Annotated in this window: 18 protein-coding genes; 9 read left to right on the top strand and 9 right to left on the bottom strand. The window is 34.1% G+C overall.

Going from position 1 to position 25474, the window contains the following annotated elements; all coding sequences use genetic code 11:
* The first annotated feature begins 59 nt into the window (after positions 1 to 59).
* Positions 60 to 1100, top strand: a complete 1041-nt coding sequence (locus tag BST92_RS01855; RefSeq protein WP_105069923.1) for a GntR family transcriptional regulator — start codon at positions 60 to 62, stop codon at positions 1098 to 1100.
* 24 nt (positions 1101 to 1124) lie between these two features.
* Here the strand turns inward: BST92_RS01855 and BST92_RS01850 are convergent, their stop codons facing one another.
* From BST92_RS01850 to BST92_RS01810, 9 genes are read right to left on the bottom strand one after another with little or no spacing between them, the layout of a single operon-like run.
* Entirely contained in the window at positions 1125 to 2270 is a 1146-nt protein-coding gene (locus tag BST92_RS01850) for a lactonase family protein (protein ID WP_105069922.1), read from the bottom strand.
* 9 nt (positions 2271 to 2279) lie between these two features.
* Positions 2280 to 4775: an endo-acting ulvan lysase-like protein gene (locus BST92_RS01845; RefSeq protein ID WP_170061692.1), complete on the bottom strand. Its 2496-nt coding sequence runs from the start codon at positions 4773 to 4775 to the stop codon at positions 2280 to 2282.
* A gap of 35 nt (positions 4776 to 4810) precedes the next feature.
* On the bottom strand, positions 4811 to 6262 hold the full coding sequence (locus BST92_RS01840) for a sulfatase family protein (protein ID WP_105069920.1): 1452 nt from the start codon (positions 6260 to 6262) through the stop codon (positions 4811 to 4813).
* 35 nt (positions 6263 to 6297) lie between these two features.
* Positions 6298 to 7659: a sulfatase gene (locus BST92_RS01835; protein ID WP_170061691.1), complete on the bottom strand. Its 1362-nt coding sequence runs from the start codon at positions 7657 to 7659 to the stop codon at positions 6298 to 6300.
* Positions 7660 to 7717: 58 nt separating this feature from the next.
* Complete coding sequence (locus BST92_RS01830; RefSeq protein WP_245910839.1) at positions 7718 to 9238, bottom strand: sulfatase family protein; 1521 nt, start codon at positions 9236 to 9238, stop codon at positions 7718 to 7720.
* 24 nt (positions 9239 to 9262) lie between these two features.
* The gene (locus BST92_RS01825) at positions 9263 to 10765 is read right to left on the bottom strand and encodes a sulfatase (protein ID WP_105069918.1); all 1503 of its coding nucleotides are present in this window, start codon (positions 10763 to 10765) and stop codon (positions 9263 to 9265) included.
* A 7-nt stretch (positions 10766 to 10772) separates the two neighbouring features.
* Positions 10773 to 12185 carry a BNR-4 repeat-containing protein gene (locus tag BST92_RS01820; protein ID WP_245910838.1) on the bottom strand — a complete coding sequence of 471 codons (1413 nt, stop codon included), beginning with the start codon at positions 12183 to 12185 and terminating at the stop codon, positions 10773 to 10775.
* 7 nt (positions 12186 to 12192) lie between these two features.
* Positions 12193 to 15684 carry a glycosyl hydrolase gene (locus BST92_RS01815; protein WP_105069917.1) on the bottom strand — a complete coding sequence of 1164 codons (3492 nt, stop codon included), beginning with the start codon at positions 15682 to 15684 and terminating at the stop codon, positions 12193 to 12195.
* 13 nt (positions 15685 to 15697) lie between these two features.
* The gene (locus BST92_RS01810) at positions 15698 to 16933 is read right to left on the bottom strand and encodes an alginate lyase family protein (RefSeq protein WP_105069916.1); all 1236 of its coding nucleotides are present in this window, start codon (positions 16931 to 16933) and stop codon (positions 15698 to 15700) included.
* A 693-nt stretch (positions 16934 to 17626) separates the two neighbouring features.
* On the opposite strand from BST92_RS01810, the gene BST92_RS01805 reads away from it, so the two are divergent.
* From BST92_RS01805 to BST92_RS01770, 8 genes are all read left to right on the top strand, one after another.
* Positions 17627 to 18454: an SDR family oxidoreductase gene (locus BST92_RS01805; RefSeq protein ID WP_105069915.1), complete on the top strand. Its 828-nt coding sequence runs from the start codon at positions 17627 to 17629 to the stop codon at positions 18452 to 18454.
* Positions 18455 to 18500: 46 nt separating this feature from the next.
* Positions 18501 to 19682, top strand: coding sequence for a mannonate dehydratase (gene uxuA, locus BST92_RS01800; RefSeq protein ID WP_105069914.1), 1182 nt, complete (start codon positions 18501 to 18503; stop codon positions 19680 to 19682).
* Between the two features lie 89 nt (positions 19683 to 19771).
* Positions 19772 to 20614 (top strand): 5-dehydro-4-deoxy-D-glucuronate isomerase, encoded by an 843-nt coding sequence (gene kduI / locus BST92_RS01795; RefSeq protein WP_105069913.1) that lies wholly within the window; start codon positions 19772 to 19774, stop codon positions 20612 to 20614.
* Between the two features lies 1 nt (position 20615).
* Positions 20616 to 21410, top strand: a complete 795-nt coding sequence (locus BST92_RS01790) for a gluconate 5-dehydrogenase (RefSeq protein ID WP_105069912.1) — start codon at positions 20616 to 20618, stop codon at positions 21408 to 21410.
* A gap of 1 nt (position 21411) precedes the next feature.
* Entirely contained in the window at positions 21412 to 22590 is a 1179-nt protein-coding gene (locus BST92_RS01785; RefSeq protein ID WP_105069911.1) for a DUF4861 family protein, read from the top strand.
* A gap of 78 nt (positions 22591 to 22668) precedes the next feature.
* Entirely contained in the window at positions 22669 to 23658 is a 990-nt protein-coding gene (locus BST92_RS01780) for a TRAP transporter substrate-binding protein (RefSeq protein ID WP_211292421.1), read from the top strand.
* A complete protein-coding gene (locus tag BST92_RS01775) occupies positions 23658 to 24146 on the top strand; it encodes a TRAP transporter small permease (RefSeq protein ID WP_105069910.1) in 489 nt (162 codons plus the stop codon). Before BST92_RS01780 ends, BST92_RS01775 begins: the two co-directional genes overlap by 1 nt.
* A gap of 2 nt (positions 24147 to 24148) precedes the next feature.
* A complete protein-coding gene (locus BST92_RS01770; RefSeq protein ID WP_211292420.1) occupies positions 24149 to 25453 on the top strand; it encodes a TRAP transporter large permease in 1305 nt (434 codons plus the stop codon).
* Positions 25454 to 25474: the final 21 nt, after the last annotated feature.

Here is a 25474-nt window from a genome sequence, read left to right as displayed (position 1 = left end):
ATTTATGCTATAGTTCACTATTTTTGTTAACCATTCCCTTTAAAAGTCAATGCTAATTTATGTTTGAATTTATTAATATAGATGAGGATTCTAGAATTCCTAAATACCAACAAATCGTAAATTCTATTATTTCGAATATCGAAGTAGGGAATTTAGTAATAGATCAGAGAATACCTTCAATTAATAAGTTTAGTGAAGAGTTTTATCTTTCTCGCGATACTGTTGAGAAGGCTTATGGTATTCTAAAGGAGCGTAAAATAATAAGTGCGATTAGAGGCAAAGGCTTTTATATTAACACTACAAAGTTAATTTCAAAAACAAATATTTTATTTTTTATTAATAAGTTAAGTTCTTATAAGCTGAGAATCTATAATTCATTTATTAATTGTGTTGGGCATAATTGCCATACTGACTTAGTGATATACCATTGTGATGAAACGTTATTTTTAAATTTATTAGAGAAGCATCAATCATCTTACGACTATTATGTTATCATGCCCCATTTCAAAACGGAAAATCTAAAACATACTAGTTATACACAAAATGTAATTACGGCGCTCAAAAAAATACCTAGGGAAAAGCTCGTTATTTTAGACAATAAAAAATCAACAATTAAAGGTTTAGATATTGAAATTTATCAAGATTTTGAAAACGATATATATAATGCTTTAAAAGAAGGATTTACGAAGATTAAGGAATATAAAAAAGTTATATTATTTTATCCTGAGAAAGCAGTATATCCATATCCTAGAAGAATTTTACATGGATTTACAAAATTTTGTGTAGAATTTAATCTTGATTTTGAAATTCTTAATGAAGTGATTGATGATATGATTATTAAAAAGGGTGATTTGTTTATTACCATTGAAGAGTCCGATTTAGTTAGTCTGGTAAATCAAGCTAAAGAAGATGAATTTATTTTAGGAAAGGATATAGGTATTATATCTTATAATGATACACCGCTTAAAGATTTATTAGGAATTACAGTTGTTTCAACTGATTTTAAAGTAATGGGGGAAACCGCAGCTGATATGATCTTAAATAATAAAAAAGGTAGTTATAAAGTCCCTTTTAATTTAATTGAGCGAGATTCTTTATAATATTTAAAAAATTAAATTTAAGAATTAAAGATAAGTTTGCATTTGCAGACTTGACGGGTTATTAACTTTTATGCTGTGGGGTAATTTAAAAAGTTTACCAGTAGTAACATCGCGACGAAAAACGACAACATTACTTGAAAATTGATTTGCAACTAAAATAAAATTGCCGCAAGGTGATAATGTAAAATTTCTAGGGTGTTCTCCATAAGTAGGTTTATGTTCTACTGAAATTAATTTTCCTGTAGTAGCGTTAATTGAGAATATTGAAATAGTATCTTCATCTGGACCACGATTTGAAGCGTACAGAAAATTTCCATCTTGGGAAATATGAATGTCTGCTGCTCTATAGATATCATGATTATTCTTATACGATTGATATTCCTCAATGAACTCTAAGTTGTTGTTTTGGTATTTAAAAGCAATTATTTTACCACTTAACTCAGCAATACTATAGCCAAATTTACCATTAGGATGAAAGGTGAAATGTCGTGGACCACTTCCTGGTTTTATTTGAATTTGAGTCTCATTTTGAAGAATAGAATCTTGACTTTTAAAATCTAATTTGAATCTTCTTATTTTATCTGCACCAAGGTCATGAACAAATAAGTAATTATTATCAGGTGAAAAATTAGAAGAGTGAATATGAGAAGCACTCTGACGTTTTTTAATTAAACTACTATCTTTAAATCTTGTGAGTTGACTAAAAGAGTTAAGACCACCATCTTCTCGGATTTTAAAAATACTTATACTACCATCTGAGTAATTTGAATTAGTTAAAAATGTACCAGTTTTATCTATGTTGAGATGGGCCGGATTTAAACCACCACAATCTTGTGTATTTATTAATTCAATAGTTCCATTAATAGAATCTACAGTGTAAGCTGCTATTTTTCCGTGATACGGCATTTGACTATCCATAACGGAATACAAATACTTACCGTTCTTAGCTAATTTTAAAAATGATGTATTGGTAATACTATCCAGCGTAAATTTTAAAGAAGCTTCACCTGTTTTAGTGTTGAACTGGTAGACATGTATGCCTTCTCCTGGTTTTTTATCCGTAAAACTACCTACAAAAAGTAAGGTGATTTCTTTTTTTGACTGACAACCAAAAAGTAATATTAAAACTAAGAATAGCGATAAGTATTTGGTTATTACATTTCGTAGCATAAAGTGGCGTTAATAAGTCTTATAATAGGTTTTGCTAGCATCTGTAACTATCGTTTCATTTTTATAGATGAGCTTGTCTCCATTACCAATGTAAATACTGTGCAAACTTTTATTTTCTTTCAAGGAGATTATTGCAAAAGTACCTTTAAAGTAAATTCCTAATACTTCATCTTGAAATATTTCATTTTTTGATTGGGTTACAACATATTGAATCAACTTTTCTGTAGGTGTATGACTTATAATTTTTAAACCTTTATAAAAACCATTTTCTTCTAATTTTTCTACTGATTGTATTGTAGCTCTTTCATTTTCATTGAAAGGCTCATAAACCACAACAAAAGGGTTTTTCCAAGTCTCACCATAATTACGAATTACCAATGTTGGGGTAGGTAAGCTGTCATATGGTTTTGGCGACTCAAATGTTGTAGGTGCTTTTACTTTAGTATATTCCCTATTATTGAAACCTAGAACATGAAGCTGCATAAAAATGCTTCCTGTACGTAATTTTTCAGTCTTAAATGTAGCCTTAACATCTTTGTCATATGTTTCTGATGACCATACGTTTTTAAAAAAATGCCATCCTGGATTTCTATATTCTTTATTTTGTTTCCATTTTCCGTTAGCATTTGCCACATAACGATAAGGTGTTTGTTTAAATACCATGTCGTTATTTTTAAAAACGAGTGTGTCACTTATATTGTGATACAAGTAATCATGATATTGATTGATAAGCTTAGATTTCGAACGAAATACATCAACATAATAACCGGTGGTAGGTGACGTTCGAATTAAAGCCAAAGTACGTTCTTGAGTCGCTTCAGCTTTTTCACCTTTATCGTCTTCAAAACTGGTTTGACTATAGGAGTGGAATGGTGAGACTGCTTCTTCACCTAAGTTTGGTTCCATGGAAATGAGTTCCACTGAATTTATTCCTAAATTAACCCATCCACCTTCTCCTTGAGAGCTTCCATTAACAATGACCGTGTTATGTGCTGCAAATAATCTTGAATAATTCTCATGAAGATCTTTTCCATATCGTTTACGCCCATGATCTGCTCCTAAGACCTGACCTTCTCCGTACAATTCAATATTCATTCCTTCGGCATGACCATGAACCATGTGTGCACCACCTACAAAACACATTAATCCATCTTTAGGATTATTAGTACTACTTAAATTGCGTTGTAACACAATACCTGCGTGATACACTCTATCGGTTCTAGGTAAATCAATCTTAGCGACTTGTTGATTCATATCATCACTATACCAAAATAAGGCTTCTGGGCTTTTTCGATTATATTTTCCGCTATTCATGGCACCTTTGATAAGTGGCGCATATTTATGTTGTAACTCCTCTAGGCCATCCATTTTAGAAAGGATATATGCATTTTCATAAGCCTCGTAAGGTGCATGAGAAGTTCGGTGTCCATCTCCCCATCTTATAATTTCGTTATTAGGATATACGAAATAGTCCAATCTAGGTAATGCAAACAAGATATTTTGATATTTTTCTCCCAATTTTAAAGATGGATCATACTTATTAACCACTAGCAATAATTTAGCTAAAATGGCCGTAGAATGATTTAAATACTGCGAAGTCTCTGGCCATATATCACCTTTCTTTTTATACTTTTTATACATGACGTTGATGGCATCTTGATTCTCGGTATTTTCAGTTAAAAAGTAAGATAATAAAGTATGACGCTCTTTTTCATCATCCATGGCTAAAGCATTATATACTAAACTTGTTGATTCTAATACTGAATGGTTAGAACCTGTATGACCATAGTTAATTGAAATATCTGCATAGGTTCTACAAACATCTTGTAGTTCATTTATAGGGAAATCTACTTTTCTGTTTTTTATAATGTCAAATGATTTTCCTCCTTTTTTAAGATAAGAACCTGTGAAATCGTAAACTAAAGGCACCTTGTAACCTAAAACACGTACTTCTCTAAAGCCATCATATGGGAATAACCAGCCACCTCTACCACGCCAATCTGAAACTTCAGATTTTTGAACGGATTTTGTAAAAGAATACAGAATACTACTTGCCAGATAGGCATATTTCTCATCTTGTGTGAAATAATACATCATACCGCAATCAATTGCGATTTGCAAGTATTGATCTAATAATTCCATATATTTCTGTTCCTTATCTGTGGCATTATCTAGATTTTTTTGGATACCGTTTTCTATATGGTAAGTTTTATAAAAAGGTGGGAAGTCATTTTTATTACCTTCAGACCAGTTAAATGGTAATTTTTCTAAATAAGTTTTAGGGTTTTTATAGAAGGTCTTAACTTGAAAATCTGCTTTTTCTTTTAATTCAGTAAAGATGTCATTTGCCCAATCTTGAGTCTCTATTTTTTCAAGTATTTGATGACGTTCATCAGCAGTTACTAAAATAAATGGACGTTCTTTAACCTGACTAGTCATTTTAAAAGTAACAAGCAGTACTAACCCAATAAGTACGATGTTTTGATTTAAACCATTACATTTCATAGGCATTATTTTTTATCAGGTGATTCGTTTTTTAATTACTTGAACCATTCCGTTTGGTATATCTTTCTTAATCGTTCTAAATCACTTTTAAATCTTAAATCATCAGTAAAGTGCGTAGTTTCAAAAGGGTCTAGATCTAAATTTAACAACTGTTCTTCAATTCCATCAACATCATAGCGCATATATTTAAAACCGTGTTGATCAACCACCATTTTACCTATTTCACTTTCCACACCTAATGTTTCTCTCCATGACACATCTTCACCTTGAAATAGTGGTTGCAAGCTTCTACCGCGATGATCAGAAACACCTTCTATACCAGCATAATCACATATCGTTGGAAGTAAATCCAGTCCGTTTGAGATTAAGTTTTTCTCATTGATTTGACCTTTGGGAATATGACCTTTCCACATCGCCATAAATGGGATATTTGCAGATTCCTCATACAATGTAGATTTATGTTCCATGCGATGACTTGCGCTCATATCACCATGATCACTTGAAAAAATTATAAGTGTATTCTCTTCTTGTCCGCTGTTTTTTATAGCATCTAAAAGTACTTGTATTTCCTTATCCATAACTTCAGTTAAACGATGGTACGCATACCTATGATGTTTCCAGTCCTGATCTGTAAAATGTTCTCTAGCGTTTTTACGAAACGGTCTGTTGTCAATTAAATTCTTTACTGCTCGAGGTTCATCAATTTGAGGTTCATAATTTACTGGCAATGGCGGACAATAACTAGCATAAAATTCTTCTTTGCTAACACCTTCTGGAATTTTCATGGCTTTATCTAATGTGGCTAACTCGACTTTAGCTCGTTTGAGGAGAATGGCGTCATTTTTACTGGTTGCTTTTTCTCGTAATGCCATGTAACATATATCATGCGGGTTTATTAACGACACTACCATGAAATATGGATTTTCATGATTTTCTTTAATGATATCTGCAGCTTTCTTAACTAACTCACCTCTTTCATCATTACTGAATTTATTAAAACCAAGTGCTGCTGGTGTCAATGATTTTGGCAAATGTTCTTTTCCTCCAAAATACAAGTCATAATTTGCCTTTTTGAGGTGCGCAGCAATCGTTGTACGTTTCACTTCATCAGTGACAGTGGGAATCATCATAGAACCTCTATTCTCTCTAACCTCATTCTCTTTATCATCTTTAAAATAACTAGGGAAGCGACCTGTCATTAAACTAACTCTTGCCGGTGAGCATACAGGATTTGTTGTATAAGCCCTAGTAAAACGAATACCGTTATGAGCAATATAATCTAATGCTGGTGTTTTTAAATAATCATTACCAGCATTACTCATCATATTAGCACTGAGTTGGTCCACATAAACATATATAATATTGGGTCGTTTTTCTTTCTTAGTAGCGATGCTCTTTTCTTCGTTTTTACAGCTAACGATGGCTAAGAAAAGAATTAGAAGACCGATATAATTTAAATTTGTTGCTATTTTTCTATTATCTATCATTTGATTAAATTCAGTTTCATTTATAACGAATTCCTTTATCTATAACTGCGTGCTTGTTCTTGCCTTATTTTGAGAGCTTTTCGCATGTCCTCAAGCTTATCTTTATAAGTATCATCTGCTGCGACATTCTTGTTCTCATCTGGATCTAATTTACGGTTGTATAACATCTCATCGCCATTTTCGTATAATGAATAAGTAAAATCTTCCGTTACAATTGCATCAGCCTTCTTAAAACGCGCATAAATATTTTCTCTAAACGATTGTTTAGGGTTATCTAGAACTGATTTAAAACTCTTTCCCATTATATAATCAGGTGTCTCTAAATTAGCTAAATCACAAAGAGTCGCATATAGATCAACAGTCTCTACCAAAGCTTTACTATGCTGTCCTTTAACTTTCCTTGGTACTTTTATAATCAGCGGCACTTGCAACGCATTGTGCAAAGTATTGTGCTTTCCCCAAAACTCGTGCTCTCCTAGATGCCAACCGTGATCTCCCCATATTACTACAATCGTATTCTCTGCTAAGTCAAGGGATTCAAGTTCACTAATTACCTCACCTACCAATTCATCTACATAACTTACACAGGCATAATAGCCATGACGCATCATTTTATGAAATTCCTCGGTATTAGGTTTATATGATCCAAAACTATAGGATTTGAATTCGCCACTTCCACGTAATAATTCAGGCGCATTTTCTGGTAAATGACGGTTGTCTGCTATTTCAATTGAATCTCTATCATATAAATCCCAATACTTTTTTGGTGCGTAAAAAGGCATATGAGGACGAAAAAAACCACAAGCCATAAAAAAGGGTTCTCCTGATGCTTTGAGTTCCCGTAAATCATTAATGGTTTTTTGTGCTATTTTATGATCAGGATAAGCACTATTATCTACTTCTGGAGCTTCGTAAACACGACCATTCCCTGATTTCGTTAATACTTCAGTAGTGGTAGGGTCATGACTCACTCTGTGTCCTCCATCTGGCATCCATGGACTTCGACTCCAACTAGCTTCCTGAGCGTCTTTGTTATAATGGAAAATCTTTCCGTTAGAAATACTGGTATAGCCAGCATCTTTAAAAATACCTGGCAATGTTTTGGCATTCGGCACGTCTTCTTCGGCCTTTGCTCTAAAATCTATAAAACGTGTTTTAGTAGGTAGAATACCTGTAAGCAAACTTGCTCTTGAAGCGCCGCAAACGGGAATATTGCAATAAGCGCGGTCAAAAACGATAGCTTCTTTTGCCAGTTTATCGATGCTTGGTGACTTTACCTGTCGCGCATCATAGCAACCTAATTCAGGTCGTAAATCATCAATGGCAATAAAGAGAATGTTCATTGGTTTTTGATCTTGTTTCTCAACGGTTTTCTCTTTTTCATTTTTGCAAGACATGAAAATGATTACCGAACCCAATATGTATATAAAGATTTTTTTCATTTTATGATTTTTTTTACCAATACTCAATTACAGTATAATCGCCTTTCTCCAAAGTGTTTTTCAAGGAATCGGGAATTTTGCGTCTAGGTGTGTCTTGGTCTAATTTAAATCCTTTATTTCCTTTAGGTGTAATGATAGGCATACTGCCTAGTTCTTCTTTTAAAAAATCACCTTGTTCACCCATCCATGTAAATAGGTCTCTTACTAATCTTTCTTTAACGACTTTCAATTCTGTATTATGAGCCAAATTCTGTTGCTCAAATGGGTCCTTCTCCAAATCATATAATTCCTCAAAGGGTTCGTTTTTAAATTTCTCTGAACCACGTCTTAAAAAGAAATCTACATTTGGCTTTCCTGTGAGATTTTTTTCAACTACTTCAATTGAATTAAAGTTTCTGATGTATTTAAAGCGCTTATCCCGAATCATTCGAGATGGAAAAATTTCAGAATTTAGAATGTTTTGATTGGTTCTTACACCATATACATACCTGTTGATTTCATCGTCTTTTCCTTTAAATAATGGGACAATACTTTTCCCATCCAAATCGTGTGTTGCCTTACCGCCTGCAACGTCTAAAAAAGTAGGTAAGACATCTGTATAATGAATCAACTGATTTGATGTAGAACCTGCTTTAATAACATTAGGCCATCGTACTACAAAGGGTACTTTTAAGCCTATATCTTTAACTGTAAACTTTCCTGAAACACCATGATCTGCACTGTATATGAAAAGTGTGTTTTTGTCTAAATAATTGTCAACTAATTTTAAAATGTTTTCCAATTGCGTATTGTCTTCCTCAATACTTCGGTAATAGCCTGCTTTGCTTTTAACGTATGCTTTATCACTTTTTTTATGTGAATTAAAAGGATAAAATTTAAGGTCTGTTGCATTTGGGTTTTCTACATCAAAATATTTACCATGTGGATATTTTGATGTGATGAACATGCAAAACGGTTTTTTAGCCGTTTTGAAATAATCTTCTATACTATCTAATGGTATATATTCTCTGGGCACATCCTTTTTAGGAACTGGAGCCCATTCCTTGTCCCATTTATAAACACTATCAGGTTTTACATGACTTTTTCCGGCTAAAACAACTTCATAGCCTAATTCTTTCATCTGTTCAGTCACACTTTTAATGTCTGGTTTAGTAGCTGTATGATTTGCAAAGCATCCATTTTTTAGAGGATATAGTCCAGTGAAAATTTGAGACCGACTAGGTGCGCAAATCGCTTGTGCAGTAAATGCATTTGTAAATAGCATTCCTTCTTTTGCTAATCGATCTACTGCTGTAGTATTTACTTTCTTGTTACCATAGCAACCGTAATCATAAACATCTTGGTCGTCTGATAGATAGAATATAATATTGGGTTTTACATCACTTATTATTTCAAATTGCTTTTCTGCATGGTTTGATTTGTCTTTGTCATTACAACTCATTAATGGTAAAAATAGCACAACAATTATCGCTTTAAATAATTGACTTAGTTTTAGCATAAACATGGCTTTATCTGTCATTATTATTGATTCCATTTTTTGAGACTCTATTTAACAGTTCTAATTTTCCTTTTGTTTTTTACTATTCATTCGCTTTTTTTGCTCGACAAAATAAGGTTGAAATGTATAATTAGATGCTTCATCCCAGTTTGCGTTTTCAACTGGTAAAAGTTTTTTTAATGCCTCTATCTGAATTTTATACTTAGGGTTATTAGATTCATTATGCCATTCATTTGAATCTACTCTGTGATTGTAAAATTCTTCTTTGCCATCCTCATATCGTATGTATCTATAGCCGTCTTTTTTTATGGAATGGTTATTCATCCCAAAGGTTGTAAGGGCATAACCATCATTAATAACTTCATTATTTTGCATGATGTTCACTAAACTTGTTCCTTCATTTTTAGAATAGGCAGGTAAGTTACTAAGCTCTAAAAGTGTTGGGTAAATGGACAACATTTCTACTGGTGTATCTATTTTTTTACCTTTAGGTACATTAGGTCCTGCAATTATAAGTGGTGCTTTTGTAGCGGTTTCCCATAACGCATGTTTTGCAAAAGTCCCTTTTTCGCCTAAGCGATAACCGTGATCTGACCACAATACTATAATCGTATTATCTGCATAATTACTTTGTTCTAAAGCATCTAAAACACGATCTAATTCATAATCGACATAACTCATACATGCCAAATATGCTTGAATTATTTTTTTCCATTCTCCAGTTTCCTTAGCCCATTCTGTAGATGGCATCATGGGTAAGTCGTTGATTTTTAATCCTACTGGTGGAATATCTTTTAAATCATCTTTTAAATAAGGTGGTGTTTCTATTCCTTCTAAAGGATGCATGTCAAACCATTTTTGAGGAACATAAAGTGGTACGTGTACACGTAAAAAACCTAAGCCCATAAAAAATGGCTTATCATAAGTTCTATTTAATCGCTCCACAACCCAATTTACGGATTGATGGTCTGGCACTAAGCTATCGTTCTCAGGAAAGGCGCCCCAATCTGTGCTGGTTCTACCGTGAGTTCCTTTAATACCTTTCCCAAAACCATCCCAGACAAAACGTTTTTCAGGATACGGACCGAAGCCTTTAACACGACCACCAGATTCATAGAACACACCATCTGGAGCATGAATGTGAAAAAGTTTACCTATTCCCATGGTATGATATCCTTGTTTTTCAAAATACTCGGGCAAGAATGTAATATCTTTTGTTGCTGGGTTTCCTGGTCTTCTGATTTTATCATCTGGTGTCATTCCATAAATCCCTGTGGTAGATGGACGCAAACCTGTCATAATAGAAGCTCGAGATGGACCACAAAGTGGCGCTTGCACGTGCGCATTTGTAAAAGTAATTCCCAAGGAAGCTAGTCTATCAAAATTGGGTGTTTTTACACTAGTAAAATTATCTATAGGACTTATCCACGTATTTAAATCATCAACAGCTATGAAAAGGACATTAGGATTAGAAGACTTAAACTTTATTGCTGTATGTTTTTCATTTTTACATGAAAAAACAAATAGGAGTAAAATGATGAATGTAAAAGGAGTATTTTTCATTTAAATACTATTTCTTTAATACTTGAGTTTCAATTTTAGAACGTGTAATTGGGCCATTATCTCCTACAAGATACATTCTTCTATAATCTGAGTTTTCTTCATTTTCTGCAACTATAATTCTAGCATCAGGATGTGGATTATCAATAAGAGCAGAAATTGCAAATCCTGAATGATTACGTTCTAAAAAAACGATTTTCTTTTTAAAAGATGTACCACCATCATAGCTATCCCATCTACTTATTTCTCCTACATCATCATTTTTATGTTCAAGATAGAAACTCACTTCTGTAGTAGATGTGACTTCTATATCACCATTACCACGAGGGAAGTTAGATGTATTACCTTGCCACCATTCTTCACCATTCCACCTAAAATATTGCATTTGTTTAGGACCACTTCTTTTTGCATTTATATCTGGTCCCACTAACACACCTAGGTGTGGATTTCCATCAGCATCTACATCTACGATTCCTTGAAATGTCCAGTCGTTAGGTATTCTTTTAACTAAGGCTTTTTCGTCTGCTTGTTCTTTAGTTAATGGCATCACCAAAGGTTCATTTTCAACATTTTTCCATTGTTCTGTTTTAGTATTAAATACCATGTAATATAAATGATGACGCTCTGGAATATGACCTCTATCGTCCTGTGAATTATTATGATCTCTACAAATATGATAATCAAAAGCAACGATAATATCGTCACCGTTGCCTTTACTCACCCATGGATACCAAGAATCTTCAGCTTCCACATCAGTTCTTCTTTTATGCTTTAAAAAAGAAACTGGTGCTTCAAAAGTTTTACCATGATCAGTTGATTTTTCATATACCCAATTGCTTCTATGAGCTCCATGACGATAAAATAGATATATATCTCCATTATCCATTTTTACAAACTGACTGTAGGTACCGAATATTGAAATATTATCTAGTGTTTCCCATTCTGAAATATCCAGTGGTTTTTTAGAAACCGCATGTAAGTTTTTCCCATAATGATGATTTCCTAGTGGATTATGACCATCTTCAGGTCTACCTCCATGACCTCCATAAGCAATATGAATATAGCCTGCATCATCAATTAAAATAGCTGGCTTACCATGGTTGTCTATTCTTTTTTTGCGATTAGGATCTTTCCCCATTTCACTAATCCCAGCTTTAAATGGACCGTTCCATTCTTTAGTTTTATGATTATAAGACGCTACATACGGATCTTCTAAAGCACCTTGATAAGCTACATAAGTAATGCCTTTGTGGTAAACACCCGATGGATGTTGCACTAGGGCAACTGCGTTTCCAAATCCATTATCAGCAAAATAGTCCACCATTTTAGGCTCTTCCATGGTTGCTTTTACATCTTTAGTTTTAGATGCACATCCTATAAAGCAAAAACAAATCAAAAGTGTTTTAAAAATCTGTTTACTCATCACCATTTTAAAGTTTGATATTTTTATAAAATCGAATTTTTACCGGTCCTAAAAGTCCAGAAGTTTTGAGCTCATCCTCCTTGTTCCAGTGTTTCCATGATGGGAACGTGGTTCTTGTGCTAGGGCGTTTTGTATCGTTTATTAACCAATCTGGCAACCGTTTTATTTTATTACCTCTACGCTCAAAATCTAATTCTAATTTTTCATCGCCTATTAACCGGTTAGGCCATAAGTTAGTTACTTTTATGTTGATTTTATTTTCTCCCTTTACGAGATAATTACTAATATCAACTCTGTAAGGTGCTTTCCATAAAGTTTCGATTTTTTGGTCGTTAACCATCACCTCAGCAATCACACTAACACTTCCTAAGTCCAGTTCTAGTCGATTCTCTGGTTGTAATTGGTCTTCAATTAAATCAATTACTTTAGTGTAGGTGGCTGTACCAGAATAATGTTGAATGACTGGATTTTCATGAAGAGACCATGATATTAGCGGAGTAAATTTTTCTTTGATAGATTCCGCTTTCGCGAAAGCGAACTCAACATCCCAACTACTAGAAAGATCCATAGGTTGAGGTATATCTAGTGCTGTAACCGTGTTCAATTCTCCAGAAGCACGAGTATAGTGGAGATGACCTGCGTATGGCGTGACCCAATAAATAGCATCATGTTTATAAACTAATTCTGGTTGAGATTCCTCTTTTGATAGCTTGAGCACTTGATCTTTAGGCACGTGTATGGTGCGTTCTTCTCCATCTGTAGTGAACGTTATTTTAAGCGTGGTGTTATCACCTTCAGGAATTTTATCGTGGATTAATGAATCAGTTACTGGTATATTATAATTTCCAGTTGCTACTAGGTTTTTCAACTCCTGTGTGACATCATAAGTTTTATAATGTTGAGGTATACCTGTAGTTTCACCTTTAAATTTTCCAAATACCGCTTTAAGTACTTTTAATTTTTCATCACCTGCGTTAATGGTTACTTGTTCACGCTCTTCTGCAAATAATTGCTTTTTAGTATCTCCTATGAGGTATTCCATCCGGAATTCTTTCTTATAGCCCATGGCAGGATCACAATCACAAAAAGCACGTGTCATTTTAAAATCTAATCTACCGTTTTTAATTTCATTATTTACTTGATCTGTAATATCCACTAAACCTTCCTGTAAGAATGTACCATAGCTTGCTTTTATAATCTTTAATTGAGATAATGGCTGTGGTTGAGGTTGCTCTAAGTCTAGTTGAGTGGTTACTACGTGTTTTTTATTTACTGATTTTTTAAATATTACAAATACAGATTCTTCTGGACCTAATTGTAAAGGAACTGAGGTAGTCCCATCCTTATTTTCTTTAAAAACAACGGCGTCTACTGCAGTTCCTTTTTCTGAATTCCATAATTCTGGTTGTTTTCCTGATACTCTAAAACGCGCGATGATGTCTCTAGTTTCTTTTCTGGAATTAGCAATAAAATAAATATCGGCCTCTTTAGTCTTTCTATGAATGAAACTAAGGTCAGTGTTATCACTGCTTTCAATTCTAAAGTCGACTGTTTTTTGTGCTAAAAGAGTTTTTAAAGGAATGTCCTTAATTAAGCCATTTCCCCATAATTGATCCACATAGTTTGCTACTTCATCATCGCATAAGGGATAATTAGTGAGGCTAGGCGATTGCATCGGTTTTTTTCCTATTACTTGTGCGCCACCATCAACCAGTTCTTTTATTTTTTCTAGAGTTTCTGGTATTATAAAATTAGAATCTGGCAATAATAAAACACTGTATGTATTACCTACAGATGAGTGAATCATTCCATCTTTAACGGTTAAATCTCTTAACTTGTTTGCACCTATTAAATCATAGTCAAAGCCCATTTCTTTAATTTCAGGCTTTATAAAACCTATGTTAGGCGATGATTCTCCCGTAAAGACTAATACGTCTGCCACATTTTCACCTTGTTGTAATAAGTACTGAGAGCGAGCGAGGTAGTCCATATAGCTTTTGCTTTGTGACCACCAGGTATTTAATCTATTAAAATCAAAGCCATGATAACTTAAGGCCATACCTGGCGCAACATCCCAAGGTTGATGTACATAAGTATGAAAAATAAAACGTGTAATACCTTCTGACCAGGCTCTATCACCTATGGACTTAAGGTCTGCTGGGTGCTTGTCCCAGCCACCTATTCCTGTAAAAGCTTCGGCACCTATGATGCTACTACCGTTTAAATGAGCTATAGAGGACACAAATTTAGGTGAATCAAAAAATGGATAGCCACCACTCCAAAACTCACACATCACAATATCTCCTGTCGCGCCTACTTGCATATTATCAAACGGTCCCCAATAGGGTTCTACAGAAAATTGCATGCCGTTTTTATGACATAAAGTTGCAAAATGAGCATAATAATTTTCAGCAATTAAATCACCTATGGTTCTTCTATAATCCCATAGAAAACGCTCTGATAGTTCACCACTTTCTATATAATAACCTGCTAGGGTAGGTAAATAAGTGGTTAAATCATAACCTCTTAAATGCTTAAATTGAGTTTCAAAACCAGCTGTCCAGTTAGTAGTTTCTACTTCATAACTATCAATTAAACAGTTATTAACCGTTGTGCCTACTAAATCGCCAAGCTTATTAATGATGGGTTGTACGCCGCCTTGCCAGTAAGCGTCTACTGCGGTTTTACTCATTTTATCTACTTCTAGGCCTCTTGCTTCTGGTGGTGCTGGACGATTTTGTGTTCCTATAGGTGTATGACCTAAACGTAGAATTATCCAATTGCCCTCAGGTACATTCCATTCTAAAATACCTGATTCTGTTACTTCAGCAGTTAGGTTAATGACGCTCTTTTTAGAAATTATAGCAGCTTCAGGAATTGTTTTTGTATCTGGTAATAAATGATTGCGCACACGTTCTGATAGGATTTTATAATCCAGTCCATTTATTTTTTGAGTTTTCCTAGGTTTCGGAAATGCTATAACCGCAATATCTTTATAATAAGTTAACTTTGTTTCTGGTAGAGGTAATTGTGTTTTTATTTCTTTTCCACCTTCAACTTTAAGTTCACTAAAAACTACGGTTTGCATTGCATTTTCTTCTGTAACCCATGGTCCTCCAGAAGACGACCAGCCAGCGCTATTGTGAAATGCTAATTCTAAGTCTAAACGCCTCGCTTCTTGCGCAGCAAATTTGAATAAGTCCAGCCATTCTTCACTTAAATATTTCACAGGACCTTGTGGAAAACCTAAATGCACATTAAATAATTGAGCTTCTTGAATTCCCACCTCTTTCATGGCTTCTAGATCCTTAGTAATTCCAGATTTAGATACATTACCGCTTATCCAGTGCCACCAGGTTCTAGCTTTTGCATCATTAGGTGGGTTTTTAAATCCTTCTTCTAGACTGATTGCGCTTTTTGAATCTGAGACCGTCTTAGATTCCTGACAGGATACTAATATTGAAGTGATAAGAAGTAATGATAGTAGTGTTTTACTCATGATACCTCAGTGCTTAATGGCTATAATTTTGTTGACGTAATTGCGCAAGGATATGGTCAAAAGAGTAGTCTTTTAATGTTTGACTTACATAATTTAAATCTTCTATTAACTTACCTTCAGAACTTTTAATGCTTGAAATTTGTTTGTATTTCCATTCCTTTTCTTTTGTGAGATAAGGTACCATGTATTGATAAGCTTTCTTTAAACTTCTACCATCTTCAGATTGAAAACTCCATAAATGAACTCCTACTTTTTCCCCTAATCGCACTAATTTTATAAATCCATGTAAATTCATGGTGGAATAAGAAAATGATTTAGTTCTTTTTAATTCTAGAGGTTGACTACCATCAGGTTCTATTTGACTAAAAATCCTTGACTTAGTTATGGTGGTGAGGTGTTCTTTAACAGCGTCTTCTTGATTTAAATACCATAAAATGTCTAGTAACTGTAAATCATAATGTGTACCATGATTGTTTTCTCTGGTTTGAGCTTCTTTACCTAATTTACTGTTTTGCAACCAGTTTGAATAATCTGTAAACCACTGGTGCATACCTTTTTCCGTATTTTTATCTAGGGTATTTCTTGATTTTGCTAATTGTAAAAATCTAGTAATGTTTTTAAGTCCAGAAAATTCTATAATGCCAAAACATCTTCCTATAGATTTACCTGGCACATACTGACCATAATTTACATTAGGATTCATTTTAGTAGCGTCATCTAGAAACCACACATTAATCAATTCTATACCTTTATGGACATATTTCTTTTCATCACTTAAATAATATGCTTCTGTTAACTCACCTATGGCATCTATAAAGTTTTTCTTCTCTACAAAATCTGTAAAATTATTACGAGTTTCTGGGTTTATTTCTCCATCTTTTCTGATGTAGGGCAAACCGTTTTCTGTTTCAGGATTAGGCCACCAGTATGGACCTATACTCATGTAGTCGTGCTTGCTATTACTAGGTGGAACACCTGTTTTATGAACTACAGAAAATGGTTCTATGGTTAATAAGGAATCTGCTTTTTCAATAAGCCGTTGATAAGCTATGACTGCTTTTTTATCTCCTGTTTTTATAAGAGACTTTTTATGTTCTAATTCTTGAAATGCGCCAGTATTTATATCTTGATTGACATTTTGAGCTCGGGTGATACTAGAGTGTGCTAATAGAGTTAGCAACATTAAATTTCTGATAATTAATGCTTTATTTTTAAAAATGTCGTTGATAAATTTATAGTTTACAGGCATGATAATCTTAATTCTTAAGATAGATGAGTATTTGTAAATTCAATCATAGCATTCACTTCCTGATTCATAAACAGTTCATCTCAACCACAGGTCTTAAATGTTTACGCATCTCATGGTGCTATCATCCATTTATGCACGGAATAGATATCCACCTTTTTATCAAATTTAGTTGTTGATATTTATGTTTTAATCCTGTACTATCATGACTATTTTAGTTAATAAAGCTATTTGAACTCGTGATACTTGATAATAGTCATTTTTGAAATACTATTCTAGTATGGTGTTGATCATTAGTTTTAGATGATAACTTTTTAAACTAGGAGCTGAGCTTGAATTTCTAGGTGAGCTATTTGTCGCAGTATTCTTATGGCTTTTTCGCTTTCGCGAAAGCGGTACTATTTTATTAGTTGACTGTCAGGTGTTTATTTGAATATCACAAATAACTGTAATTGTAAACCGTAAGGTATATGGATGGTATGTTTTTTCCATTTTCCCATGAAGTAATGGTCTCATTCTTTCAAAGATTTATTGTAAGGATGGTTTTTTAAGATTGTTGTTTGTATTAAAATTTTGATTGCTAAAATGTTATGCGAAATATGTGTCGTTTAAACAAGATAGAACAGGATACAATCTTTCTGTTTGGCTAGTAACTTTAGTTTTTTAAATCTATTCAATAAAACATCATAATAATAAATGAGCAAAACAATTGTATTAACAGGAGCTGGTGGTGTGTTGTGCAGTACTATGGCAGTAGAATTAGCTAAACAAGGTCATCATATTGCTGTACTGGACTTAAAAAAAGAAGCAGCAGATCAAGTAGCTAATGTTATTAATAAAAACGGTGGAAGCGCTATAAGTGTAGCGGCAAATGTTTTAGAAAAAGAGTCGCTGGTTGAAGCAAAAAAAGTCATCAATGAAGCTTATGGTCCATGTGATATTTTAATCAATGGTGCTGGTGGAAATCATCCTTTAGGGACGACTAGCAATCCGTTTTTAGAACCAGAAGATTTAGAAAACGCTACTGAAGGATTTAAAACATTCTTTGATTTAGACCCTAAAGGAATTGAATTTACTTTTAATCTCAACTTTTTAGGCACACTGATTCCTACACAAGTTTTTGCTCAAGATATGGTAGGTCGTGATGGATGTAGTGTTTTAAACATATCCTCGATGAATGCCTTTACACCACTAACTAAGATACCAGCCTATAGCGGTGCAAAAGCAGCTGTTTCAAATTTTACACAGTGGCTTGCAGTCCACTTTTCAAAAGTGGGAATTCGTGTTAACGCTATCGCTCCAGGTTTTTTCTTGACAGACCAGAATAGAGCACTATTGACTAATAGTGACGGTTCTGCCACGCCACGTGGTGAGCAAATCATCAGTCAGACTCCTATGGGGCGTTATGGTACTCCAGATGATTTAGTAAGTACCGTAAAGTGGTTGTGCGATGATGGTGCTGCATTTATCACTGGAATAGTCGTTCCTATTGATGGTGGATTCAGTGCTTATAGTGGTGTGTAAATGGATTAGAATCACGCTTGCGCAAAAGCGTAATTAATATAACATAATGAAATTAGAACAAACATGGAGATGGTACGGTCCTAATGACCCAGTTTCTCTTTTAGATATCAAACAATCAGGTGCGACAGGTATCGTGTCAGCATTACATCATGTTCCTAATGGACAAGTCTGGACCATAGAAGATATTAAAAAACGTAAAGCTGAAATTGAAAATGTAGGTTTAACCTGGTCTGTAGTAGAGAGTGTGCCCATTCACGAAAACATTAAAACTAAAACGGGTAATTATAAAACCTATATTGAAAATTACAAACAAACTCTTTTAAATTTAGGAGCATGCGGTATTGATATAGTGTGTTATAATTTCATGCCTGTCTTGGACTGGACGCGTACTAATTTAGATTATGAAGTAGAGGATAAGTCTACGGCGTTGCGTTTTGAAGCGGCGGCATTTGCGGCATTTGAATTATTTTTATTAAAGCGACCAGGTGCAGAAAATGATTATACAGAAAAACAAAAAGAAGCCGCAGCACAGTATTTAAAAAATGCCTCTGATCAAGATCAGAAAACCTTAGTAAGAAATATTATTGCTGGTTTACCAGGTGCAGAAGAAGGATATACCCTAGAAAAATTTAATACAATTCTAGCGACCTATAATAATATAGGACCTAAAGAATTAAAAGCACATCTTTTTTCATTTTTATCAGAAATTATTCCTGCTGCTGAACAAGCTGGTGTGCTCATGTGCATTCATCCTGATGATCCACCATTTCCTATTCTAGGATTGCCTCGTGTAGTGAGCACAGAGCAAGATATAGTAGATCTTTATGAAGCTGTAAAAAGTTGCAATAATGGACTGACATTTTGTACAGGTTCATTTGGTGTAAGGGCAGATAATGATTTAGCCGGTATGGTAAAACGTTTAGGTGACCGTATTCATTTTATTCATTTGAGAGCGACAAAACGTGATGATGACGGTAATTTTCATGAAGCAGATCATTTAGAAGGTGATGTAGACATGTACGCGGTGATGAAAGCTCTAGTTCTAGAGCAACAAAAACGAGTGAAAGCAGGTCGCAAAGATTTGCGCATGCCATTTAGACCTGATCATGGTCACAAAATGCTAGATGATTTAAAAAAGAAGACTAATCCAGGATATTCAGGAATAGGACGTTTACGTGGTCTGGCTGAATTACGCGGTTTAGAACTAGGTATTAGAAGATCACTTTAAATAAATATTGAAACGGTCTTTTTGAGCGCAGTTCATAATTACAACCTATAGACTGCTCTTAAAGATGACTAAAAAACAAATAATATAATATGTCAACAACATTTGAAACACGTTATGCTTCAAGCCCACAAGCTGTAAAGCAATATGATACAGAACAGTTAAGAGAGGAATTCTTAATTCCAGATTTGATGCAACCTGGTAAGGTGAAGTTTGTCTATACACATTATGATCGCTACATGGCTGGTGGTGCCGTACCTACTTCATCAGATTTAAAACTAGAAACTATAGACCCTTTAAAAGCAGACTATTTTTTAGAGCGTCGTGAGTTAGGGATAATTAATGTAGGAGGAACAGGAAGTGTTTTGGTTGATGGAGATACGTTTGTCATTGAGCATAAAGATGCATTATACATAGGTAAAGGTGTAAAAGAAGTTGTTTTTAAAAGTGATGATGCTAGTAATCCTGCAAAATTTTACATCAATTCTGCTCCAGCACATAAAAGTTTTCCTACTAAAAAAACAAGTTTAGCAGAGGCTAATAAAATTGAATTAGGAAGTCTGGAAACGGCTAACCATAGAACGGTAAGTCAGATGATTATAGGTGGTATTATTAGTACTTGCCAGTTGCAAATGGGAATGACAGAATTAAAAACGGGTAGTGTATGGAATACCATGCCAGCGCATGTGCACGATCGTAGAATGGAAATATATTTCTATTTAGACGTACCAGAAAATCAAGCGGTCTGCCATTTTATGGGACAACCACAAGAAACACGTCACATATGGATGCATAATCATCAAGCGGTGATTTCTCCACCATGGTCTATACATTCAGGATCTGGAACTTCAAATTATACGTTTATTTGGGGAATGGCAGGTGAGAACTTAGATTATAATGATATGGATGTTGCAAAAATTACAGACTTAAGATAATATGTCACAAGAACTATTTAATATAACAGGAAAGGTAGCTTTAGTAACAGGAAGTACTCATGGATTAGGTATGGCTATGGCTATGGGTTTAGGAAAAGCTGGTGCGACCATAATCGTTAACGGTAATTCCTCACAGCAAAAAATAGACGATGCGGTGATAGCTTACAAAAAAGAAGGTATTAACGCAGTAGGCTACAAATTTAATGTGGCAGATGAAAATGCAGTCAAAATCGCTGTAAGCACCATTGAATCAGAAGTAGGCCCTATTGATATTTTAGTAAATAACGCAGGGATTATAAAACGTACGCCGCTGGTAGAAATGGAAGTGGATGATTTTAAAAAAGTATTAGATATTGATTTAGTAAGCCCATTTATTGTGTCTAAGCATGTGGTGAAAGGCATGATGGAACGTAAAGAAGGTAAAATTATTAATATCTGTTCCATGATGAGTCAATTAGGTAGAAATACCGTAGGTGCTTATGCTGCTGCAAAAGGTGGATTAGTAATGCTAACTAAAAATATGGCAACAGAATGGGCTCGTTTTAATATTCAAGTAAATGGAATAGGACCAGGTTATTTTGCAACTGCACAAACAGCACCTATTAGAGTAGATGGCCATCCTTTTAATGATTTCATAATTAACAGAACGCCTGCTTCTAAATGGGGTGATCCTGATGATTTAGCTGGTGCAGCTATCTTTTTAGGTTCAAAGGCTAGTGATTTTGTTAATGGACATATTCTGTATGTAGATGGTGGAATTCTAGCAACAATAGGTAAACCATCAAACGAATTATAAAATGAAAAAAGGTATCTTTTTAATTCTTTCGATAGTACTACTTTCTTGCACTGACAAATCATCAGCAGTACTAACGGTAACCGTTAAGAATAATTTAGACTTTGATAGAGCATTTGAAACGGTTGAAGTAGATGTCACAAAAATTGATTTAGAAAGAAAATCTTTAGAGGTAGTTAACGCTCAAACTAACGAGGTGTTAATTTCACAAACCGTCTATTCTGATATAGAAGGAAAGACAAATAAAACAATATTGTTCCAGCCAGCGATAGCAGCAAATTCTGAGGTGACTTATAACATTAATCTAGTAGAAGAAAAACAAATTGACTCTAGCTTAATAAGGTGTTATTCTAGATTTGTACCAGAGCGTACAGATGATTATGCCTGGGAAAATAATAGAGTAGCTTTCAGAACCTTTGGTCCTGTGGCTCAAAAAATGGTTGAAGAAGGAGTTAAAGGAGGAACATTAACCAGTGGAATCGATGCGTGGTTAAAACGGGTGGAGTACCCAATTATCAATAAATGGTATGCTAGAGGTGTTATTGAAAAAGGTGCTTATCATAAAGATATAGGTGAAGGTTTAGATAATTTCCATGTAGGTGTAAGTCGCGGTGTAGGAGGTGTTGCTGTAAAGACTGACTCTACTTATGCGGTTTCTAAAAATTTTACAGCTTGGAAAACGATTACTAATGGTCCTATACGCACGAGTTTTATTTTAGATTATGCAGATTGGGATGTTAATGGAAATGTAATCAAAGAGCGAAAGCATATATCTTTAGATTATGGACAGAATTTAACTAAATACCGTGTGGAATTAAGCGGTACTGAACATGTGTCAATTGGACTCACTCTTCATAAACAAGACGGTGAAGTTACAACTAATGCTAGTGAAGGCTGGATGAGCTATTGGGAACCTTTTGACGATTCAGATTTGGGTCAAGGAGTTGTGCTTAATGATAAAGAAGGCTTAGTAGATTTTGAGAAATACATAACAGATAAAAAGGATGAAAGTAATTTATATGTTCAATCTAAAGTATCTGAGATTATTGAATATTACGCTGGATTTGGATGGAAAAAATCTGGACAATTTATCACTAAGACTGATTGGAATAATTACTTATCTCATTTTTCCAGATGTGTTGACAACCCTTTACAAGTAATCGTGAAAACATCTTTGAAATAAATTCAATTGAGTTGATTTTATGTTTAAATGGATTAATCTAATTACCAGTTAATAGATCGTAATAATAAAAATAAATGCATGAGACATAGCGCTGTAAGAATGATTATACTTTTAGTATTTCTTGTACTATGTACATCTTCTTGTAATAATGATTATGGAGCTAAGGTGATATACTTAGGACATACCTTGCCACAAACACATCCAGTACATAAGGGAATTGTAGAATTTCAGAAAGCTTTAGAAAAAAAATCAAAAGGCACATTAAAAGTTAAAATATTTCCCGATGCACAATTAGGATCAGAACGCGAGGTTTTAGAGTTATTACAAATAGGATCTGTAGCAGCTACTAAGGTGAGTGCCGCAACGTTGTCTAATTTTGTGCCAGAATATAACTTATTTGGTATTCCATACTTGTTTAGAGATAAACAACATCAGTTTGACGTTTTAGAAGGTGATATAGGAAAATCTATTTTGGAAAAAGGATCTAAGTTCTGGCTTCGTGGCCTTTGTTATTATGATGCGGGAAGTAGAAGCTTTTATACCAGCAAAAAAGCTATTAGAACTCCAGAAGACTTAGATGGATTAAAGATTAGAGTAATGAATAATCAAATGGCCATTAATATGGTGAACTCTATGGGTGGTTCTGCAACACCATTAGCTTACGGTGAGCTATATACGGCTATACAGCAAGGTGTAGTAGATGGTGCAGAAAATAATCCACCGTCATTTGTATCTTCAAATCATTATGAAATAAGTAAATATTATACTTTAGATCAACATTCTTCAGTACCTGATATCCTGTTAATAGGCACTAAATTTTGGGACAAGTTATCGGAAGAAGAAAAGGTTTGGGTGCAAGAGGCAGCTGAAGAATCTGCCCAGGCACAAAAAGTCTTTTGGAATGAATCTGTAGAAGAATCAATGAAAATCGCTAAAGCCGCTGGTGTGGAGATAATAATTCCTGAGAAATCTTTATTTGCAGAAAAATCAAAATCTGTATTAGAAGATTTTATTGAAAAATTTCCTGAAATCGCACCACTAGTCAATGAAATTAAAAATAAAAACTAATGAGTAAAGTAGACGTTATTTTTAATAAAGTGCTTAAAATCCTTGAGTGGATCATGATTATGATTTTTGCACTTTTAGTACTTGATGTGTTATTTCAAGTATTTTCAAGATATCTTTTAGGTAAATCTTTTACATGGACTGAAGAATTTGCACGCTTTGCTCTAATCTGGATGACCATCTTAGGGGCAGCTTATCTAAATGGAAAAAAACAGCATTTATCCATGGATTTTTTATATCAAAAATTTTCTAGCTCTAACCAAAAAAAGGTGGCTGTACTTATTCAAGCACTTATATTTTTATTTGCACTTATCGTTATGGTTACTGGTGGCTTAAATTTAGTCTATACTACCTTACATTTAGAACAACTCTCAGGTACATTAAGAATACCTTTAGGTTATGTTTATGCAATTATGCCTTTTAGTGGTTTTTTAATCATGTGCTTTTCTTTATATCACATATTCAATATTTATAACACAAAAGAAATTTAATTATGAGCATAGAAGTTATAAGTATTATAGTATTGTTTGTGAGCTTCTTTGTCTTATTGTTACTTAAAGTACCTGTAGCTTACAGTATAGGTATAGCTACCACTTTAAGTCTGTTACTTAATATAGATAAATTACCAGGTATAACAACCATTGCGCAACGAATGACTATTGGTATTGATAGTTTTGCGTTACTAGCTATTCCTTTTTTTATTTTGGCAGGAGATATTATGAAACGTGGTGGTATAGCTACTCGACTCATTAATTTTGCAAAATCTTTAGTATCGAGTTTACCAGGTGGTTTAGCTTATGTCAATATTTTAGCATCCATGCTATTTGGAGCTATATCAGGCTCAGCGCTTGCAGCAGCATCTGCGATAGGAAGTATTATGACAGACAGAATGGAGGAAGAAGGTTATCCTAGAACCTTAAGTGCATCTGTAAACATTGCATCTTCAACAACAGGATTATTAATTCCTCCTAGTAATATTCTAATCGTATATGCCTTAGCAAGTGGTGGTACAGCTTCAGTAGCTGCTTTATTCATTGCTGGTTACCTTCCTGGTATCTTATTAGGATTAGCTATTATGGGATATGTTGCATTTATCGCTATTAGTAAAGGTTATCCAAAAGGAAAACGTGCAACGTTCTTTGAAATTTGGACCTTTTTTAGAAAAGCTTTTTTTAGTTTATTATTATTAGTAGTTGTGGTAGGTGGAATTGTAGCTGGAATTTTTACCGCTACTGAAGCTTCTGTGATTGCAGTATTATACGCGGCCATATTGTCTTTAGTGTATGGCGATATGAAAATGAAAGATTTTTCGGGCGTATTATTATCTAGTGCAAAAACAACTGCGGTAGTCATGTTTTTAATTTGTACTTCTATGGCGATGTCTTGGCTGTTTTCTTTTGAAGGCATTCCAGAAATGATCAGCTCGTTTCTACTAGATTCATTGAGTAATAAATTTGCCATTTTTTTAGCAATCAATATTATTTTATTGATTATTGGAACATTTATGGATATGACTCCAGCAGTGTTGATTTTTACACCTATATTTTTACCAGTTGTAATAGCTTTAGGTATGGATCCTGTTCACTTTGGGATAGTCATTGTTCTGAATTTAAGTATAGGGATTTGTACACCTCCAGTAGGAACGCTACTTTTTGTAGGTAGTGGTGTTGCAAAGGTTTCGGTAACTCAGGTAATACGACCACTATTGCCATTCTTACTTATTATGGTAGCAGTGTTGATGCTAATTAGTTTTATTCCTGAAATATCCATGTTCTTACCACAATTATTTGAACTATAGTTGAAATTTTATGACGTATGG

This window comes from Nonlabens arenilitoris, from assembly GCF_002954765.1.
Taxonomy (GTDB): Bacteria; Bacteroidota; Bacteroidia; order Flavobacteriales; family Flavobacteriaceae; genus Nonlabens; species Nonlabens arenilitoris.
The sequence above is the reverse complement of the archived record's forward strand: the minus strand, read 5'-3'. Positions and strand labels throughout refer to the sequence as shown.

Excerpts from the sequence above, each read along its gene's own strand:
- BST92_RS01855 (WP_105069923.1), top strand. The coding sequence starts at position 60 with ATGTTTGAATTTATTAATATAGATGAGGATTCTAGAATTCCTAAATAC.
- BST92_RS01850 (WP_105069922.1), bottom strand. The coding sequence starts at position 2,270 with ATGCTACGAAATGTAATAACCAAATACTTATCGCTATTCTTAGTTTTA.
- BST92_RS01845 (WP_170061692.1), bottom strand. The coding sequence starts at position 4,775 with ATGAAATGTAATGGTTTAAATCAAAACATCGTACTTATTGGGTTAGTA.
- BST92_RS01840 (WP_105069920.1), bottom strand. The coding sequence starts at position 6,262 with ATGATAGATAATAGAAAAATAGCAACAAATTTAAATTATATCGGTCTT.
- BST92_RS01835 (WP_170061691.1), bottom strand. The coding sequence starts at position 7,659 with ATGTCTTGCAAAAATGAAAAAGAGAAAACCGTTGAGAAACAAGATCAA.
- BST92_RS01830 (WP_245910839.1), bottom strand. The coding sequence starts at position 9,238 with ATGGAATCAATAATAATGACAGATAAAGCCATGTTTATGCTAAAACTA.
- BST92_RS01825 (WP_105069918.1), bottom strand. The coding sequence starts at position 10,765 with ATGAAAAATACTCCTTTTACATTCATCATTTTACTCCTATTTGTTTTT.
- BST92_RS01820 (WP_245910838.1), bottom strand. The coding sequence starts at position 12,185 with ATGAGTAAACAGATTTTTAAAACACTTTTGATTTGTTTTTGCTTTATA.
- BST92_RS01815 (WP_105069917.1), bottom strand. The coding sequence starts at position 15,684 with ATGAGTAAAACACTACTATCATTACTTCTTATCACTTCAATATTAGTA.
- BST92_RS01810 (WP_105069916.1), bottom strand. The coding sequence starts at position 16,933 with ATGCCTGTAAACTATAAATTTATCAACGACATTTTTAAAAATAAAGCA.
- BST92_RS01805 (WP_105069915.1), top strand. The coding sequence starts at position 17,627 with ATGAGCAAAACAATTGTATTAACAGGAGCTGGTGGTGTGTTGTGCAGT.
- uxuA (WP_105069914.1), top strand. The coding sequence starts at position 18,501 with ATGAAATTAGAACAAACATGGAGATGGTACGGTCCTAATGACCCAGTT.
- kduI (WP_105069913.1), top strand. The coding sequence starts at position 19,772 with ATGTCAACAACATTTGAAACACGTTATGCTTCAAGCCCACAAGCTGTA.
- BST92_RS01790 (WP_105069912.1), top strand. The coding sequence starts at position 20,616 with ATGTCACAAGAACTATTTAATATAACAGGAAAGGTAGCTTTAGTAACA.
- BST92_RS01785 (WP_105069911.1), top strand. The coding sequence starts at position 21,412 with ATGAAAAAAGGTATCTTTTTAATTCTTTCGATAGTACTACTTTCTTGC.
- BST92_RS01780 (WP_211292421.1), top strand. The coding sequence starts at position 22,669 with ATGAGACATAGCGCTGTAAGAATGATTATACTTTTAGTATTTCTTGTA.
- BST92_RS01775 (WP_105069910.1), top strand. The coding sequence starts at position 23,658 with ATGAGTAAAGTAGACGTTATTTTTAATAAAGTGCTTAAAATCCTTGAG.
- BST92_RS01770 (WP_211292420.1), top strand. The coding sequence starts at position 24,149 with ATGAGCATAGAAGTTATAAGTATTATAGTATTGTTTGTGAGCTTCTTT.